The organism is Limnohabitans sp. 15K (assembly GCF_002778285.1).
In the GTDB taxonomy this organism is placed as follows: Bacteria; Pseudomonadota; Gammaproteobacteria; order Burkholderiales; family Burkholderiaceae_C; genus Limnohabitans_A.
This window is the reverse complement of sequence record NZ_NESM01000003.1, coordinates 426,933-443,910: the sequence shown is the minus strand read 5'-3', so window position 1 is coordinate 443,910 and position 16,978 is coordinate 426,933. Positions and strand designations below refer to the sequence as shown.

Genomic DNA, 16,978 nt, shown 5'->3' with positions numbered 1-16,978 from the left:
TTTCCAGCGTTCCCACATTAGGGCCTTCTGGCTATCAGAGTAGTAAATTCTAGGTCTTCGCTTCATCTGCAACACTCCTTCTGCTAAAGCAGTTTCTAGTGTGTTGCATCGATCGGTTGAATCCAAGCTGCTTAGCCGACTTATACCTTCAGCATTCCAAAATCGGCCTTTTCAAATCGCCACCAGTTGCTGAATGTTCTTTTCTTTCATCTCACTGCCCGGTCCACGGGCAATCACCTCTCCGCGCTCCATCACCAGATACTGATCAGCCAATTCTTCGGCAAAGTCGTAGTACTGCTCGCAAAGCAGCACGGCCATTCGCTGGCCCTGCAGCCCCACATCAGCCAGTTGGCGAATCACGCGGCCGATGTCTTTGATGATGCTGGGCTGGATGCCTTCGGTGGGTTCGTCCAGTATGAGCAATCGCGGCTTGGCTGCCAGTGCGCGGGCAATGGCCAGCTGCTGTTGCTGGCCGCCTGAAAGGTCACCGCCCCGGCGGTGCAGCATTTGTCTCAGAACAGGGAACAACTCAAACAACTCCGGCGGAATCGGCGTGCCGCCTGGTTGTGTGGCCAAGCCCATGAGCAAGTTGTCTTCGACCGTCAGGCGGGCAAAGATTTCACGGCCTTGAGGAACATAGCCAATGCCTGCGGCGGCGCGTTCATAGGGCTTGGCATTCGTCAGGTCTTGATTGCTGAGGGTGATGCTGCCGCTTTTGATCGGCACCAGACCCATGAGCGATTTGAGCAAGGTGGTTTTGCCCACGCCGTTGCGTCCGAGCAACACGGTGACTTGCCCTTGTTCGGCGCTCAGACTCACATCGCGCAGGATGTGCGAGCCGCCGTAGTACTGATGGATTTTTTTGACTTCAAGCATGGTCAGCGCCCCAAATAAACTTCGATCACACGCTCGTCGGCTTGCACCTGATCGAGCGTGCCTTGCGCCAGAACCGAACCGTCGCACAGCACTGTGACGATGTCCGAGATGGTGCGGATGAAGCTCATATCGTGCTCCACCACCATCAGTGAATGCTTGCCTTTGAGCGTGAGGAACAACTCGGCCGTGCGTTCGGTTTCATGGTCGGTCATGCCGGCCACGGGCTCATCGAGCAAGAGCAGCTTGGGGTCTTGCATGAGCAGCATGCCGATCTCGAGCCACTGCTTTTGCCCGTGGCTGAGCAAGCCAGCGGGCTTGCTGACGCTGTCCGCCAGGTGGATGGTGTGCAGCACTTCGGCCAAGCGGTCGCTTTGGCGCGAATCGAGCTTGAAGAACATCGAGGCTTTCACGCCTTTGGGTGTCTTCAAAGCGAGTTCGAGGTTTTCAAACACGGTGAGGTGCTCGAAGACCGTGGGCTTTTGAAACTTGCGCCCAATGCCCAATTGGGCGATCTCGGGTTCGTTGTGGCGCAGCAAGTCGATGGTGCTGCCAAAGAACACGGTGCCTTCGTCGGGCCGGGTCTTGCCGGTGATGATGTCCATCATCGTGGTCTTACCCGCGCCGTTGGGTCCGATGATGCAGCGCAGCTCGCCGGGGGCGATGTCGAGCGACAACTTGTTGATGGCCTTGAAACCGTCAAAGCTCACGCTCACGTCTTCCAGATACAAGATGCGACCATGGGTCACATCGACCTCATTCGCGTCTTGCAGCACACGACCATAGCCTGCGCTGCGGCCACCAGATTCTGTCGATTCCACACGTTGCTGCGCCAAACGGGCCACGCGCTCAGCGCCTTTTTTCAGCAGGTCGGGCGTCATGCGGCACCGCCTTTCTTGTTTTTGAACTTGGACACCAAACCCACAACCCCCTGAGGCAGGTACAAAGTCACCGCAATGAACAGTGCTCCCAAAAAGTACAGCCAAAACTCAGGGGCTGTCACGGTGAGCCAACTCTTGGCACCGTTGACCAAAAATGCACCCACGATCGGGCCGATCAAGGTGCCACGGCCACCCACCGCCGCCCACACCGCCATCTCAATCGAATTGGCGGCGCTCATTTCACCGGGATTGATGATGCCGACCTGCGGCACATACAAAGCCCCTGCAATGCCGCACATCACGGCAGAGATCACCCAGATGCTGAGCTTGTAAGGCAGTGGCGAATAGCCCGAAAACATGACACGCGTTTCGGCGTCACGAATCGCCATCAACACGCGGCCATATTTGCTGCCTACCAACCAACGCGAGAACAAAAAGAAGCCTAAGAGCGTCAATCCGGTCAACACAAACAGCGTCATGCGCATGTTGGGGGTGGCAATCGGCAAGTCCAATATCCGTTTGAAATCGGTAAAACCGTTGTTGCCGCCAAAACCAGTTTCATTGCGGAAGAACAAGAGCATGGCCGCATAGGTCATGGCCTGGGTGATGATGGAGAAGTACACCCCCTTGATGCGTGAGCGAAAGGCAAAGTAGCCGAACACAAAAGCAATCAAGCCTGGCACCAGCACCACCAGAAAAAGTGTGGCGATGAAGCTGTCCGACAGCATCCAGTGCCAAGGCAGCTCTTTCCAATCCAAAAAGACCATGAAGTCGGGCAACTCGCTTTTGTAGTTGCCGTCTTGCCCAATCTGGCGCATCAGGTACATGCCCATGACATAGCCGCCCAGCGCGAAGAACAGGCCATGGCCCAGCGACAAAATACCGGTGTAGCCCCAGATCAGGTCCATGGCCAAAGCGCAAATGGCGTAGCACATGATCTTGCCAACCAAAGACACTGCGAAGTCACTCAAGTGCAAAGGATTGCCTGCAGGCACCCACAAGTTGAGCACAGGGGCCAGCACGCCCACCACGATGAGTGCCAGCAAAAAAGCCGTCCAGGCTTTGCGCCCCAGCAAAGGCGCGTGAGATGGAAGTTCAAATTTCGTCATGTTCATATCCCCGTTCACGCTTCAGCGCTGCGACCCTTCATCGCGAAGATGCCTTGTGGGCGCTTCTGGATGAAGACAATGATGAACACCAACACCGCGATCTTGGCCAGCACCGCACCGGTCCAACCTTCGAGCAATTTGTTGGCCAAGCCCAGGCCCAAAGCGGCGTAAACCGTGCCCGCCAGCTGCCCCACACCGCCCAGCACCACCACCATGAACGAGTCCACGATGTAGCTCTGCCCCAAATCAGGGCCCACGTTGCCGACTTGGCTCAAGGCGCAGCCCGCCAAACCGGCAATGCCCGAGCCCAATGCAAAAGCGTAGGTGTCAATGCGGGCAGTGTTGACGCCCATGCAAGAAGCCATGGGACGGTTTTGCGTGACGCCGCGCACAAACAAGCCCAAGCGCGTCTTGCCAATCAACAGCGCCATACCGACCAGCACCGCAGCGGCAAACACAATGATGAGCACCCGGTTCCAAGGCAATTGCAAATTGGGCAGCAACTGCAGCGAACCGCTCATCCAAGAAGGGTTTTCCACTCCCACGTTTTGTGCACCGAACAAGCTGCGAACACCCTGCATGAGCACCAAGCTGATGCCCCAGGTGGCGAGCAAAGTTTCAAGCGGGCGGCCATACAAATGCTTGAGTACGGTACGCTCCATCACAGCCCCGACAACTGCGGAGGCCAAGAAGGCCATCGGTATGGCCACGATCAAGTAGGCGTCAAATGCCCCCGGCAAGTATTGGCGAAATGCCGCTTGCACCACATATGTGGCATAGGCGCCGATCATCATCAGCTCGCCATGCGCCATATTGATCACACCCATCAGGCCATAGGTGATGGCGAGCCCCAAAGCCACCAACAACAAAATGGAACCCAAGCTGGCCCCGGTGAACAAGGTGCCCAGGCGTTCGCCCCAGCGCAGGCCCTCCTGCACGGTGATCAACGCTGTTTGAATTTGTTTTTTCACCGAGGGGGCTTGCTCTTGGGCCAGTTGCTGGTTCAGCAAAAGCAAGGTTTCAGGTTGTTGGCTGTCGGCCAGTTCGCGGGCGGCCAGCAAGCGGTCATTGGGCGCCTCGCTGGTCAGCATGGCGGCGGCACGCGCTTGTCGCACCAGGTTTTGAACTTGCGGGTCTTTTTCAGCTACCAAGGCTTTGTCCAGCAGCGCCCTACGGCTGGCATCGGGCTCTTTCAGCAATGACAAGGCGGCCAATCGGCGCACCTTCACCTCTGGACTGAACAACTTCAGCGCCGCCAAGGCCGTGTCAATCTCGCCGCGCAAGCGGTTGTTCAGCATCACATCTTCGTTGTCTTGGGGCACGGGCACCACTTGCCCGGTCACCGGGTTCAGGCCTTGGCCATCACGCACCACCAGCACCTGGTCTTTGGCCACTTTGACCACATCGTCGGCCAGCGCCTGAAGAAATGCGGCGGTCTTCTCATCGCCTTGGGCCACGGCCTGCGCCAGTGCCTGCACACGCGCATCGCTTTCGCCGACTGAAATCGCCAGCGCCTCGTCCATCGTCAGAGCCTGTGCGGCCGTCAGGCCCCAAACAGCAGTGGCGATCAACGCGGCTTTCAAAATCCATCGTGTCATCTTGCTCATCTCATGGTCGGGCACAACGTGGCCCGTGGATCATCTTCCAGAAAAAAGGGAGGGACTGCGCCCTCCCTTTTTTCAGAACGCGTTGAAACGATTACTTCTTGGCGGGTTCGTCAGGCTTGACGTCGTTGCCGGGGATGAAGGGGCTCCATGGCTTGGCCTTCACGGGGCCAGGTGTCTTCCAGACCACGTTGAACTGGCCATCGGCCTTGATCTCGCCGATGAACACCGACTTGTGCAAATGGTGGTTTTTCTCGTCCATCTTGCTGGTAATACCGCTTGGCGCCTTGAAGGTCTGACCAGCCATGGCCGCGATCACTTTGTCGGTGTCAGTCGACTTGGCTTTTTCAACCGCTTGCTTCCACATGTTGATGCCGATGTAAGTGGCTTCCATCGGGTCGTTGGTGAGAGGCTTGTCTTTGTGACCAGCGATGTTTTTGGCCTTGGCATAAGCGGCCCACTTTTTGGTGAACTCGTCGTTGGCAGGGTTCTTGATGGACATGAAGTAGTTCCATGCCGCCAAGTGACCGACCAAAGGCTTGGTGTCCACGCCGCGCAGTTCTTCTTCACCCACCGAGAAGGCCACGACGGGCACGTCTTTGGCTTTCAGGCCGGCGTTGCCCAATTCTTTGTAGAAAGGCACGTTGGAGTCACCGTTGATGGTGGACACCACAGCGGTCTTGCCGCCAGCAGAGAATTTCTTCACATCGGCCACGATGGTTTGGTAATCACTGTGGCCAAACGGGGTGTATTTTTCGTCGATGTCTTTGTCAGCCACGCCTTTGCTTTTCAGGTAAGCGCGCAAGATTTTATTGGTGGTACGGGGATACACATAGTCGGTGCCCAGCAAGACCCAACGCTTGGCCGCGCCACCTTCTTTGCTCATCAGGTAATCAACAGCTGGGATGGCTTGCTGGTTGGGTGCAGCGCCTGTGTAAAACACGTTTTTCGACAGCTCTTCACCTTCGTACTGAACGGGGTAGAACAGCAAGCCGTTCATTTCTTCAACCACTGGCAAAACCGATTTGCGCGACACCGAAGTCCAGCAACCGAAGATGACCGAGACTTTGTCTTGGCCGAGCAACTGCTTGGTTTTTTCTGCGAACAAAGGCCAGTTGGAAGCCGGGTCCACGATCACGGGCTCGAGCTTTTTGCCGAGCACGCCACCCTTGGCGTTGATTTCATCAATGGCCATGAGCACAGTGTCTTTCAACACGGTCTCAGAGATGGCCATGGTGCCGGACAAGCTGTGCAGAACGCCCACCTTGATGGTGTCGGCGGCCAAGGCCTGCACAGAAATGGTCAAGCTGCCAGCCACAATGGCAGCGGCAGTTGCGAGGGCTTTGAGATGGCCACGACGATTCAACATGAGATCACTCCAATCAGGAAAGTAGGTTGTTCAAACAAACACGCGGAGACTTGCAACGCTGGTTCACTCATTGCAAACGCCGTGCCAGCTTCACAAAGCACCCTGATGCACCCCAAATGGGCCTGCGATTTCCCTAGAAAATCAGACACCCTCTATAAAGGGGCACGCTCTTTGCTACATTGACCACATTCAATGCACCAACTCAAGCAGAGCGCACCAATATGGAACTGACTCCCCGCGAAAAAGACAAGCTGTTGATCTTCACAGCAGGCCTTTTGGCCGAACGCCGTAAGGCGCGTGGCCTGAAACTCAACTATCCCGAAGCCATCGCGCTGATCAGTGCCGCTGTCATGGAAGGCGCACGGGATGGGAAGAGCGTGGCCCAATTGATGAGCGAAGGCCGCACCGTTTTGACGCGTGCCGACGTGATGGACGGCATCGCCGAAATGATCCCTGACATCCAGGTCGAAGCCACTTTTCCCGATGGCACCAAATTGGTGACCGTGCACCAACCCATTGTTTAAGAGGCACAGCACATGATCCCCGGTGAACTTTTGATCGATCCCGGCCAACACGACTTGAACGTGGGCCGCCGCACCTGCACCCTTGTGGTGCAAAACGGCAGCGACCGCCCCATTCAAGTGGGTTCGCACTACCACTTTGCCGAGACCAATGCGGGCTTGCGCTTTGACCGCGCTGCCGCGCACGGCATGCGCCTGAACATCGCCTCGGGCATGGCTGTGCGCTTTGAACCTGGCCAACAACGCACGGTGGAGCTGGTGGACTATGCGGGCGATCGCGTGGTGTACGGCTTTCGCGGTTTAACCCAAGGCGAACTTGACGACAAGAAAGCACGAGGCAATTGACATGGCCCACATTGACAAACGCGCCTATGCAGAAACCTTCGGCCCTACAGTGGGCGACCGCGTTCGCCTAGCAGACACCGCCTTGGTGATTGAGGTTGAGAAAGACTTCACACTGCAAGCGGGCGGCTACGGCGAAGAGGTGAAATTCGGCGGTGGCAAAACCATCCGTGACGGCATGGCGCAATCGCAGCGCACCAATGCCGCCCACGGAACGGGCCCTGAAGCACCTGGTGCGATGGACTGCGTGCTGACCAACGCCCTCATCATCGACCACTGGGGCATCGTGAAAGCCGACATCGGCCTGCGCGGCAACCGCATTGCCGCCATTGGCAAAGCCGGCAACCCCGACACACAGCCGGGCGTGGACATCGTCATCGGCCCCGGCACCGAGATCATCAGCTGCGAAGGCTTGATCGTCACCGCAGGCGGCATCGACTCACACATCCACTTCATCGCACCCCAGCAGATTGACGAGGCCCTGGCCAGCGGCGTGACCACCATGCTGGGTGGGGGCACAGGCCCGGCCACCGGCACTTTTGCCACCACCTGCACACCTGGCCCTTTCAACATCGAGCGCATGATGCAGGCGGCCGACGCCTTCCCGATGAACCTGGGCTTTTTGGGCAAGGGCAATGCCAGCTTGCCTGCTGCGCTGCACGAGCAGATCAGCGCAGGGGCGATTGGCCTCAAGTTGCACGAAGACTGGGGCACCACCCCCGCGGCCATCGACAACTGCCTGAGCGTGGCCGAAGAAACCGATACGCAAGTGGCGATCCACACCGACACGCTCAACGAATCGGGCTTTGTGGAAGACACCGTGGCCGCCTTCAAGGGCCGCACCATCCACACCTTCCACACCGAAGGCGCTGGCGGTGGGCATGCCCCCGACATTTTGAAAGTGGTGGGCGAAGCCAATGTGCTGCCATCATCGACCAACCCCACACGGCCTTACACCATCAACACGCTCGACGAGCATGTGGACATGCTGATGGTCTGCCACCACCTGGACCCGGCGATTGCCGAAGACCTGGCCTTTGCCGAAAGCCGCATCCGCAAAGAAACCATTGCGGCCGAAGACATCCTGCACGACCTGGGCGCCATCAGCATGATGAGCAGCGACAGCCAGGCCATGGGCCGGGTGGGCGAGGTCATCATCCGCACCTGGCAAACCGCGCACAAGATGAAGCAGCAGCGCGGCAGCCTGCCAGGCGACACAGACCGCCACGACAACGCCCGCGTGAAACGCTACATCGCCAAGTACACGATTAACCCCGCCATCGCACACGGCATGAGCCACGAAGTGGGCAGCATCGAAGTGGGCAAGTGGGCCGATCTGGTGATCTGGAAGCCCGCCTTCTTTGGCGTGAAACCTGCACTCATCATGAAAGGCGGTTTCATCGCACTCGCCGCCATGGGCGACCCGAACGCGTCCATCCCCACACCACAACCGGTGCACTACCGTCCGATGTTTGGCAGCTATGGCGGGGCGCTTTCTCGCGGCTCGCTGACCTTTGTCTCGCAAGCCGGTTTGCAAGCGGGCATTGGTGCGCGTTATGGCTTGCAAAAAACCTTGTCGGCCGTGAAGAACATCCGCCAAGTGGGCAAGAAGGACATGATTCACAATGACTACGCGCCACGGATGGAGGTCGATGCACAGACCTACGCGGTGCGCGCCGACGGCCAACTGCTGGTCTGTGAACCGGCCACCAGCCTGCCCATGACGCAACGCTACTTTTTGTTCTGATGATCCTCTGCTCCAAACTCATGCCCCAAGGCCGTGGCCTGGCCCGTGTGTTGGTCCAACGCGCCAGCACCATCACGCTCGACTGGGACACCCGAAAAAAAAGCCGCTTTGACGCCACAGACAGCGCAGGGCGTGCACTTGGGGTGTTTTTAGCTCGGGGCACCGTGGTGCGCGGTGGCGATGTGCTGGTGGCCGAAGATGGCTCACTCCTTCGTGTCGAAGCCGCACCACAAAACGTACTGCGCATCACCGCTTGCAGCGAACACGGCTCGCCTTTTGACCTGACCCGCGCCGCCTACCACCTGGGCAACCGCCATGTGCCGATCGAACTCAAACCCGACCACCTGAAGATCGAGCCCGACCATGTTCTGGCCGACATGCTACGGGCCATGCACATGACGGTGGTGGCAGTGTCAGAACCTTTCGAGCCCGAAAACGGTGCCTATGGCGACCATGGCGCAGCTTCAGATGGACATGGGCACAGCCACGAACATGGCCATGCGGATCATGCGCACGCAGCCCACGCCGAGCCCCATGTGCACGGTCCCGATTGCCAGCACGAACACGCGGCACCTGCAGCCAAACCGCCAGCTGGCAAACGCATCGCCATCCCCGTCCGCGCGGCCCCTGCTGACCCGCATGTGCACGGCCCCGGCTGCGGTCATGACCACTGACACTGCGCCGACAGGCCTGCTGCAACTGATTTGGCTCGCATCGCCAGCGTTGCCGATCGGCGGCTTCTCTTACTCTGAAGGACTGGAGGCCTCCATCGAACAAGGCCTGGTGCACAACGAAGCCAGCGCCACCGACTGGGTGGTGGACCAATTGCACCTGACGCAGTCACGAGGCGACATGGCCGTGCTGGCTCAAGCCATACCCGCCTGGCAGTGCATGGACACCCAGCGCCTCCAAGCGCTGAACGATTGGGTGATGACCACCCGAGAAACCGCCGAGATGCGCTTGCAAGCCGAGCAAATGGGTCGATCGCTCCTCGACTGGCTGCGCAACCTGCAACAAGCGAGCGACGCGCAGCTGGTCTGCTGCGCCCAATTGCCGCCCACCTACCCCTTGGCCATGGCGCTGGCCTTGTCCTTGGCGCAAGCGCCCCTTGAGCAAGCACTGCAAGCGGTCGCCTTTGGCTGGGCCGAGAACATGACCCAAGCTGCCCTCAAGGCCGTGCCGCTGGGCCAAAGCGCGGGACAGCGCATGTTGGCGCGGCTGGCCCGCGAAATCCCCTTGGCCGTGCAAACCGCCATGCAAATGACCGACGAAGAACGCCAAGCCTTCAGCCCCATGCTGGCCATCCTGTCGGCACGTCACGAAACCCAATACTCCCGAATTTTCCGATCATGAACAGCACATCCTCTTTTGCACTGCACCACATCCCGAACCGCAGCAAAAAACTGCCGCCCCTGCGTGTGGGCATTGGCGGGCCTGTGGGTTCCGGCAAAACCACACTGCTCGAGATGCTGTGCAAAAACATGCGCGAGCGCTGGGACCTGATCGCCATCACCAACGACATCTACACCAAAGAAGACCAGCGCCTGCTCACGGTGAGTGGCGCCCTGCCTGCGGACCGCATCATGGGCGTGGAAACCGGTGGCTGCCCGCACACGGCCATCCGCGAAGACGCGTCCATCAACCTCGAAGCTATTGATCGCATGTTGGAGAAGTTTCCTAACGCCGACGTGGTGTTCATCGAGAGCGGCGGCGACAACCTGGCCGCCACTTTCAGCCCCGAATTGAGCGACCTGACCATCTACGTGATCGACGTGGCCGCAGGCGAAAAGATTCCCCGCAAAGGCGGACCCGGCATCACCAAAAGCGATTTGTTCGTCATCAACAAAACCGATCTGGCCCCGCATGTGGGCGCAGATTTGCAAGTGATGCGCGACGACACCAACCGCATGCGCCCCAACCCCGAGACGCGCCCCTGGGTGATGACCAACCTGAAAACGCTGGACGGCTTGGCCGAGGTGGTGGCTTTCATTGAAAAACGCGGGATGCTCGGCCAAGGTTGAACGACTTTTTTAGTCGTTACAATCCATCCCCAAGGAAGCGTGGCAGAGTGGTCGATTGCACCGGTCTTGAAAACCGGCGACTTGAAAAGGTCCGTGAGTTCGAATCTCACCGCTTCCGCCAATACACAAAAACGCCCCTTTCAAGGGGCGTTTTGCATGGAGCAGACCCTTCACCTCTTTCCCACCAGCATCGCCTCCACCAACTCCTGAACCTGCAAAGCCTCTTCGGCTGTCGCCAGTTTGTGCGGCTTGCCTTGCAGCCACGAATCCACCTCGCTCAATTGACGCTGCAAGGCACTGGTGCGCGGATCTTCGGTGCGCCAGTCCAAAGCCTCCACCCAAGGGCCGCCTTCTGAGCGCCACAGTTGGTAAAACTCGCGGAACTGGTGGTTCATGCGGCTGCCGCGCACGGTGACTTCCTGACGGTCGGGTTGCTGGCCTCCGGTGGTGGCCATGACGGTCACAGGTTTACCGTTTGCAGTGGTCAACCTGGCCAGCATGTCCAACTCGCAAAGAGTTGGGTCCTGCGGGTATCGAGGGGATGCGTGTTCCAGGGTCAGCGGCCCCAAAAAACGCCCAGCCAAAAACAAGAAATGCGAAATCACTTCGCGGGTGTAACCGCCTTCATGGCGCAGGCGCAGCCAGTCGGCGTCTTTTTGCCAAGCGCGTGGCCAAGCAGGGTAATTCACAACGATGTCAATGCCCAAAATTTCGCCTGTTTCGCCAGCGTTGATGGCTCGGTGAAGTTCTTCGAAACCCCGCGAAGCGGCTTGTGTGAAGTTGACCACACCGGGCAAACGGGCATGGCGCAACTGGGCGACGAGGTCGCGGCTTTGGGCGTTGTCAGTGCCCAGCGGCTTTTCCATGAAAACGCCTTGGCCGGCCGCAGCAGCTTGCAGGGCATAAGCTTTGCGCGGTCCAGGCGGGCAAGCCAAATAAACCACGTCGGCGCCCGCCATGGCGGCTTCAGCACTGGCCGCAAAAGGGGCTGTCGGGTGGGCTTCGCGTGTTTTGCCGACCGACTCGGCGGACGGGTCCCAAACACCGCAAACTTCAAAAGCGGGGTGTTGCAACGCGTTTTCGAGCATGCGTCGGCCCATGATGCCGAGCCCGATGATGGCCAATCGATGTGTCATCTGTATCTCCTAATGTCATAAGCTTAACAATTGACCATCAACACCCTGCTGTTCAGAACGGAAATTCGATAAAATCAATGCATGGAAAACACCAATAGCCCAAAAAGTCCTTTTGCTTCCGCATACTTGCGTTTTTTACAGTTGGCTAAAGTCATCCAAGCCTTGCCAGATGGCATGGAAATGGACGCCAACGAGCAAGCTTTGCTACAAGCCGTGGTCCTGCGTTGGCACGAAAACTCGCCCATGACCGTGCGCGAAGCCATTGCATTGGCCGATCTGGGCTCACCTGCTACTTTGCACAAGCGCGTCACGCGTTTGCGTGAAAAAGAAATGCTCAGCACCTTGAATTTGGAAGGCGACAGACGCGCCAAATTTTTGATTCCAACCCCCCGGACATTGAACTACTTCAATAACTTAGGGCAGTCAATGCAGGTGGCCAACCAAACCCCGCAAGCATGACGCGATTTATTCAAGACGCCCTTCAAAAATCGATGCTGATCGCTTTCAGCGCCATTTTATTTGTGGGTTTCTTTCAGTTCAATTCTTGGATTTTTGCGAGCCTTGAACACAGCCAAGGTGTCAGCTGGGTCTTTTTGCCAGCAGGTTTCCGAATCATCTTGGTGCTCGTATTGGGCTTTTCAGGGGGATTGGGTCTGATGCTGGGCAGTTGGTACATTGACCGCGAACTGTTTGGCGGCTCCAATGAAACCTTGGCCATATTGAACGGTGTTGTCAGTGGTTTCACGCCCTGGTTGATTTTGAAGTACTTGACCATGCGCCAATGGTTGAACCAACAACTGCATTCGCTCACAACACGCCAATTGCTGAACATGACGCTTGCATTTTCAGCCGCCAGTGCTATCGCCCATCAATTGTTGTGGCTGCTGATAGACAAGCCCAACGTGAACCCCTGGGTGGATGTCTGGCCAATGTTTTTTGGCAACGTCACAGGTGCGCTGTTGATGCTTTACGCCTTTAAATTTGTGTTGGACCGGGTACGCGTTAAAAACTGAATGGGGTTGGATTGCGCTTCACATTTGAAGTCAATCGCCCTCAGCCAAAAACAGCGCCTGCAAGTCGCTCAAAAAGTCGAAGCCTTTTTCCGTTGGCCAGACCCGGTGCAGGTCACGGCCCACCAACCCCTTTTTCTCGGCCTCCAGCAGTCCTTTTTGGATGCTGGTCATGGCCAAGCCCGTGCGGTCTACGTAATCGGCCAATGCAAACCCACTCCGTAAACGCAGCGCATTGAGCATGAACTCAAACGGCAACTCTTGGCGTGTCACTTCGTTGCTTTGAGTGACGGGCTCGCCCTTCATGGCTTGTTGCATGTAAAGCGCAGGCTCGCGGTAACGCACCTGCCGCAACACGCGGTGCGCAAAGCTGAGCTTGCTGTGCGCCCCGGCACCAATCCCCAAATAATCGCCAAACTGCCAGTAATTCAGGTTGTGCGAGCACTGGTGCCCAGGTTTGGCATAGGCTGACACTTCGTACCGGCCCAGCCCAGCCGACGCCGTCAGCTCGGTGATGCGGTCCATCATCTCGTAGGCCAGATCGTCTTCGGGCAAAGCAGGCGGAAACTTGGCGAACACCGTGTTGGGCTCAATCGTCAGGTGGTAAATAGAAATGTGCGGCGGCGCAAAGGCCAAAGCGGTCTGGATGTCTTGTGTGAGGCCTTCGAGCGTTTGGCCCGGCAAGGCGTACATCAGGTCGAGGTTAAAGGTGTCAAACACCTGCGCAGCCTCGGTCACGGCAGCCAAGGCTTGGTCGCGGTTGTGCACACGGCCCAAGGCTTTCAGGTGCGCATTGTCAAAACTCTGCACGCCAATCGACAAGCGGGTGATGCCCGCCTGCCTGAAGGCTTTGAAACGGTCTTTTTCAAAAGTGCCGGGGTTGGCCTCCATGGTGATTTCTGCGTCAGGTGCCAATCGCACCCGTGCCCGGATACCCGAGACCAAACGGTCAATCGCTTCGGGTGAAAACAGGCTGGGTGTGCCCCCGCCCAAAAACACGGTCTGGATGCTGCGGCCCCAAATCAGCGGCAAGCTGGCTTCCAGGTCGGCAAAGAGCGCGTTGATGTAGGCGTCTTGCACCGATACAGGATCAGCGCCCTCACGGAATTCATGCGAATTGAAGTCGCAATAAGGGCACTTTTTGATGCACCAAGGCAGGTGCACATAGAGCGACAGGGGCGGCAAGGCGTTCAGTTGCAGCACGCCAGGGCGCATGGCGTGCACCGGATCCATGTTGGCGCTCATGCACCCGCGCCTTCCATCCAGCGCTCGCGCATCAGCACCAGCATGGCTTGCGCCGCGCGTCCTCGGTGGCTGTTCGCGTTTTTCACCTCAGGGGGCAACTCGGCAAAGGTCTTGCCAAACTCAGGCAAGAACATGACCGGATCAAAACCAAAACCGTTCGTGCCACGGCGCTCAGGCGTGATCTGGACGACCACCCGGCCCACGGCAATCAGCGGCTCAGGGTCGTCAGCGCTGCGCACAGCCACCAAGGTGCTGACCATGGCCGCACGGCGGTTCGTGATGCCCTGCATTTGTTCCAGCAAAGCGGTGACGTTGGTGTCATCGCCTTTGGGGTAGCCAAAGTGGGTGGCGTAATAAGCCGTGTCCACACCGGGCTGACCGCCAAAAGCGTCCACACACAGGCCCGCGTCATCGGCCAAGGCCGGCAATCCACTCAGCTGCGCTGCGTGCCGAGCTTTGGCCAAGGCGTTTTCAACAAAGGTTTTGAAAGGCTCTGCGGCTTCGGGAATGTTCAGCTCGGACTGGCGCACCAGCGTCATGTCCAAAGGCGCAAACAAGGTTTGCAATTCGGCCAGTTTGCCCGCGTTGTTGGAAGCCAGAACGATTTTCATGTGCGCCATGGCCCTCGCTTCAAGCGCTGAAAGTCAGCGTTTGGGGCTCGTCGTGCGCCTGCTTTTGCAGTCGCACCAGCTGAGCAATGCCTTTTTCGGCCAGCGCCAGCATGCGGTCCATCTCGACGCGGGTGAAGGCCACGCCCTCGGCGGTGCCCTGCACTTCCACAAAATTGCCAGCGCCCGTCATGACCACGTTCATGTCGGTGTCGCAGGCCGAGTCTTCGGGGTAATCGAGGTCGAGCAATGCGGTACCACTTTTCAGGCCCACCGAGATGGCCGCCACGCGGTCCAGGATCGGTGATTCGGTCAGTTTGCCGGTCTTCATCAACCAGCTGACAGCGTCTTGGGCGGCCACAAAAGCACCCGTGATGCTGGCCGTGCGAGTGCCGCCGTCGGCTTGCAGCACATCGCAGTCGAGGTGAATGGTGCGTTCGCCCAGTTTTTTGAGGTCGAACACGGCGCGCAATGAGCGGCCAATCAGGCGCTGGATTTCTTGCGTGCGGCCGCTTTGTTTGCCGCGAGCGGCTTCGCGGTCACCCCGGGTGTGGGTGGCGCGGGGCAGCATGCCGTATTCGGCCGTCACCCAACCTTCGCCACTGCCTTTTTTGTGGCCCGGCACTTTTTCTTCGACCGAAGCAGTGCACAGCACGCGGGTCTGGCCAAATTCGATCAGGACCGAGCCTTCGGCGTGCACGGTGTAACCGCGGGTGATGCGCACAGGGCGCAGGGCGTCGGCAGTGCGACCGGTTCGGACATATGCGTGGGTGGTGTTCATGGTGGCGCTGAAATGGTGTTGGACCTGTGTCCTGAAAATGCGCCCGAAAGCAGGAGGGCGGGTCAGACACAAGAGTTTGAGATAATGCCTCGTTTCATGCTCAGCTGTTAGGCTGGACATTTGCAGCGCACAAAGGCCGGTTTGGTCAGTCGCTGCCACAAGGAACTTGATCGATGTCAGTTTACAGTATGACCGGATACGCCAGCGTGCAGCACAGCCCGCTGGCCGCAGACGGTGAAACCCCTTCCAGCACGGCCCCCACAGCCCGGCTGGGGTTCGAAATCCGCTCGGTCAACAGCCGCTTTTTGGACCTGAGTTTTCGCCTGCCTGAAGAGCTCCGCCAGCTCGAGCCAGGCCTGCGCGAACTGATCACGCGACAGATCAAACGCGGCAAAGTCGAAGTGAGGGCCAGTCAAGATGCCGGTGACGGTGCCGCCCTGCAAGCCCCCAACCACCAAGCGCTGCAAAAAATCGCAGCCCTGCAAGACAAGATAAAAGACTGGCTGCCCGAAGCCCGACCTTTGAGCGTGGCCGATGTGCTGCGCATGACCGCTGGCAGCTCGGGCCAAGCTGCCCCAGACGAAGCGGCCTGGATGCTACTGGCCACCCAAGCGGTAGACGCACTGCGCGAAGCCCGCGCCCGAGAAGGCGCACGGCTGACCGAGATGCTGCAAGGCCACATTGAGCAGCTGCGCAGCCTGGCCGAACAGGCCGTTCCGCTGGTGCCGCAACTGGTCGAGCAGCAGCGCCAACGCTTTTTGGAACGCTGGAAAGACGCCATGGCCCTGGCCGACGGCAGCCACCTGCCCGAAGCAGCCCAAGACCGGGCGCTGACAGAAGCGACCGCTTTTGCGATCCGCATCGACGTGGCCGAAGAACTCACACGCTTGCGCTCACACCTGGACGAACTCTCACGCCTGCTCACCAAAGGTGGCGACATTGGCAAGCGCTTGGACTTCCTGATTCAGGAATTGCACCGCGAAGCCAACACGCTGGGCTCCAAATCGGCCGTGCTCGAGATGACCCGCATCTCGGTGGACATGAAAGTGCTGATCGAGCAAATGCGCGAACAAGTTCAGAACATCGAATAAAGAGCCCCACATGGATTACCCCGGAAACCTCTTCGTCGTGGCCGCCCCCAGCGGGGCTGGCAAATCCAGTCTGGTCAAGGCTTTGATGGAGCTGGACTCGCGCGTCCAACCCACCGTCTCGCACACCACCAGAGCCCCAAGGGGTCAGGAAAAGCATGGCCGGGAATACTTTTTTGCCTCGGCTCAAGAATTTGATGCCATGGTGCTGGGCGATGCCTTTGTCGAATGGGCGCATGTGCATGGCCAGCGCTACGGCACCTCCAAAAAAATGATCGAAGACCGCATGGCTCAAGGTGCCGATGTGATTTTGGAAATTGACTACCAAGGCGCTTTGCAAATCAAGAAGATGTACGCCAACGCGGTCTTGATCTTCATCTTGCCCCCCAGCTGGGAAGAACTGCGCTCCCGCCTGGAGCGCCGGGGCGAAGACGCGCCCGACATCATCGCTTTGCGTCTGCAAAATGCGGCCGTCGAGATCGCCCAGGCCCCTGAATTTGACTTCGTTATAATCAACGAAGTATTTGATCGTGCCTTGTTTGACCTCAAAGCGGTTGTCCACGCCCAACGGCTCAAGTACCACGTTCAGCGCCGCGCCCGGCCTGACACCTTTCAAGCACTCAAAATGGCTTGAACCCAGCAC

19 protein-coding genes and 1 tRNA gene are annotated in these 16,978 nt (G+C 58.4%); 11 read left to right on the top strand and 9 right to left on the bottom strand.

Annotation, left to right across the window (positions count from 1 at the left end; genetic code table 11):
- Nucleotides 1-171 precede the first annotated feature (171 nt).
- The 5 genes from urtE to urtA form a co-directional block, all read right to left on the bottom strand.
- On the bottom strand, nucleotides 172-876 hold the full coding sequence (gene urtE / locus B9Z40_RS13395; RefSeq protein WP_100173832.1) for an urea ABC transporter ATP-binding subunit UrtE: 705 nt from the start codon (nucleotides 874-876) through the stop codon (nucleotides 172-174).
- Between the two features lie 2 nt (nucleotides 877-878).
- On the bottom strand, nucleotides 879-1,754 hold the full coding sequence (gene urtD / locus B9Z40_RS13390; RefSeq protein ID WP_100173831.1) for an urea ABC transporter ATP-binding protein UrtD: 876 nt from the start codon (nucleotides 1,752-1,754) through the stop codon (nucleotides 879-881).
- Nucleotides 1,751-2,863, bottom strand: coding sequence for an urea ABC transporter permease subunit UrtC (gene urtC, locus B9Z40_RS13385; RefSeq protein ID WP_100173879.1), 1,113 nt, complete (start codon nucleotides 2,861-2,863; stop codon nucleotides 1,751-1,753). The genes urtD and urtC overlap by 4 nt, the downstream gene beginning before the upstream one ends.
- Before the next feature lie 14 nt (nucleotides 2,864-2,877).
- Nucleotides 2,878-4,461 carry an urea ABC transporter permease subunit UrtB gene (gene urtB, locus B9Z40_RS13380; protein ID WP_100173878.1) on the bottom strand — a complete coding sequence of 528 codons (1,584 nt, stop codon included), beginning with the start codon at nucleotides 4,459-4,461 and terminating at the stop codon, nucleotides 2,878-2,880.
- Between the two features lie 100 nt (nucleotides 4,462-4,561).
- A complete protein-coding gene (gene urtA / locus B9Z40_RS13375; RefSeq protein WP_100173877.1) occupies nucleotides 4,562-5,833 on the bottom strand; it encodes an urea ABC transporter substrate-binding protein in 1,272 nt (423 codons plus the stop codon).
- A gap of 224 nt (nucleotides 5,834-6,057) precedes the next feature.
- Here urtA and ureA point away from each other — a divergent pair, with 224 nt between their 5' ends.
- The 7 genes from ureA (at nucleotide 6,058) to B9Z40_RS13340 (ending at nucleotide 10,588) form a co-directional block, all read left to right on the top strand.
- Nucleotides 6,058-6,360 (top strand): urease subunit gamma, encoded by a 303-nt coding sequence (gene ureA, locus B9Z40_RS13370; RefSeq protein ID WP_100173830.1) that lies wholly within the window; start codon nucleotides 6,058-6,060, stop codon nucleotides 6,358-6,360.
- Between the two features lie 12 nt (nucleotides 6,361-6,372).
- The gene (locus B9Z40_RS13365) at nucleotides 6,373-6,702 is read left to right on the top strand and encodes an urease subunit beta (protein WP_100173829.1); all 330 of its coding nucleotides are present in this window, start codon (nucleotides 6,373-6,375) and stop codon (nucleotides 6,700-6,702) included.
- 1 nt (nucleotide 6,703) lies between these two features.
- On the top strand, nucleotides 6,704-8,446 hold the full coding sequence (gene ureC / locus B9Z40_RS13360; protein ID WP_100173828.1) for an urease subunit alpha: 1,743 nt from the start codon (nucleotides 6,704-6,706) through the stop codon (nucleotides 8,444-8,446).
- Nucleotides 8,446-9,120: an urease accessory protein UreE gene (ureE, locus tag B9Z40_RS13355; RefSeq protein WP_100173827.1), complete on the top strand. Its 675-nt coding sequence runs from the start codon at nucleotides 8,446-8,448 to the stop codon at nucleotides 9,118-9,120. The genes ureC and ureE overlap by 1 nt, the downstream gene beginning before the upstream one ends.
- The gene (locus B9Z40_RS13350; RefSeq protein WP_100173826.1) at nucleotides 9,110-9,799 is read left to right on the top strand and encodes an urease accessory protein UreF; all 690 of its coding nucleotides are present in this window, start codon (nucleotides 9,110-9,112) and stop codon (nucleotides 9,797-9,799) included. Before ureE ends, B9Z40_RS13350 begins: the two co-directional genes overlap by 11 nt.
- Entirely contained in the window at nucleotides 9,796-10,467 is a 672-nt protein-coding gene (gene ureG, locus B9Z40_RS13345) for an urease accessory protein UreG (protein ID WP_100173825.1), read from the top strand. Before B9Z40_RS13350 ends, ureG begins: the two co-directional genes overlap by 4 nt.
- A 33-nt stretch (nucleotides 10,468-10,500) precedes the next feature.
- Nucleotides 10,501-10,588 (top strand) — tRNA-Ser (locus B9Z40_RS13340).
- A 49-nt stretch (nucleotides 10,589-10,637) separates the two neighbouring features.
- Here B9Z40_RS13340 and B9Z40_RS13335 read toward each other — a convergent pair.
- The gene (locus B9Z40_RS13335; protein ID WP_100173824.1) at nucleotides 10,638-11,603 is read right to left on the bottom strand and encodes a Gfo/Idh/MocA family protein; all 966 of its coding nucleotides are present in this window, start codon (nucleotides 11,601-11,603) and stop codon (nucleotides 10,638-10,640) included.
- A 141-nt stretch (nucleotides 11,604-11,744) separates the two neighbouring features.
- Here B9Z40_RS13335 and B9Z40_RS13330 point away from each other — a divergent pair, with 141 nt between their 5' ends.
- Together B9Z40_RS13330 and B9Z40_RS13325 are read left to right on the top strand one after the other, a co-directional pair.
- The gene (locus B9Z40_RS13330) at nucleotides 11,745-12,062 is read left to right on the top strand and encodes a hypothetical protein (RefSeq protein ID WP_233204916.1); all 318 of its coding nucleotides are present in this window, start codon (nucleotides 11,745-11,747) and stop codon (nucleotides 12,060-12,062) included.
- Entirely contained in the window at nucleotides 12,059-12,616 is a 558-nt protein-coding gene (locus tag B9Z40_RS13325) for a hypothetical protein (protein ID WP_199172568.1), read from the top strand. Before B9Z40_RS13330 ends, B9Z40_RS13325 begins: the two co-directional genes overlap by 4 nt.
- A gap of 30 nt (nucleotides 12,617-12,646) precedes the next feature.
- Here the strand turns inward: B9Z40_RS13325 and hemW are convergent, their stop codons facing one another.
- The 3 genes from hemW to rph are packed head-to-tail and all read right to left on the bottom strand — an operon-like array spanning nucleotide 12,647 to nucleotide 15,247.
- On the bottom strand, nucleotides 12,647-13,858 hold the full coding sequence (hemW, locus tag B9Z40_RS13320; protein WP_100173821.1) for a radical SAM family heme chaperone HemW: 1,212 nt from the start codon (nucleotides 13,856-13,858) through the stop codon (nucleotides 12,647-12,649).
- Complete coding sequence (gene rdgB / locus B9Z40_RS13315; protein ID WP_100173876.1) at nucleotides 13,855-14,469, bottom strand: RdgB/HAM1 family non-canonical purine NTP pyrophosphatase; 615 nt, start codon at nucleotides 14,467-14,469, stop codon at nucleotides 13,855-13,857. Before rdgB ends, hemW begins: the two co-directional genes overlap by 4 nt.
- A 19-nt stretch (nucleotides 14,470-14,488) precedes the next feature.
- The gene (gene rph / locus B9Z40_RS13310) at nucleotides 14,489-15,247 is read right to left on the bottom strand and encodes a ribonuclease PH (protein WP_100173820.1); all 759 of its coding nucleotides are present in this window, start codon (nucleotides 15,245-15,247) and stop codon (nucleotides 14,489-14,491) included.
- 173 nt (nucleotides 15,248-15,420) lie between these two features.
- On the opposite strand from rph, the gene B9Z40_RS13305 reads away from it, so the two are divergent.
- The gene (locus B9Z40_RS13305) at nucleotides 15,421-16,338 is read left to right on the top strand and encodes a YicC/YloC family endoribonuclease (protein ID WP_199172567.1); all 918 of its coding nucleotides are present in this window, start codon (nucleotides 15,421-15,423) and stop codon (nucleotides 16,336-16,338) included.
- A gap of 10 nt (nucleotides 16,339-16,348) precedes the next feature.
- The gene (gmk, locus tag B9Z40_RS13300) at nucleotides 16,349-16,969 is read left to right on the top strand and encodes a guanylate kinase (protein ID WP_100173818.1); all 621 of its coding nucleotides are present in this window, start codon (nucleotides 16,349-16,351) and stop codon (nucleotides 16,967-16,969) included.
- Nucleotides 16,970-16,978: the final 9 nt, after the last annotated feature.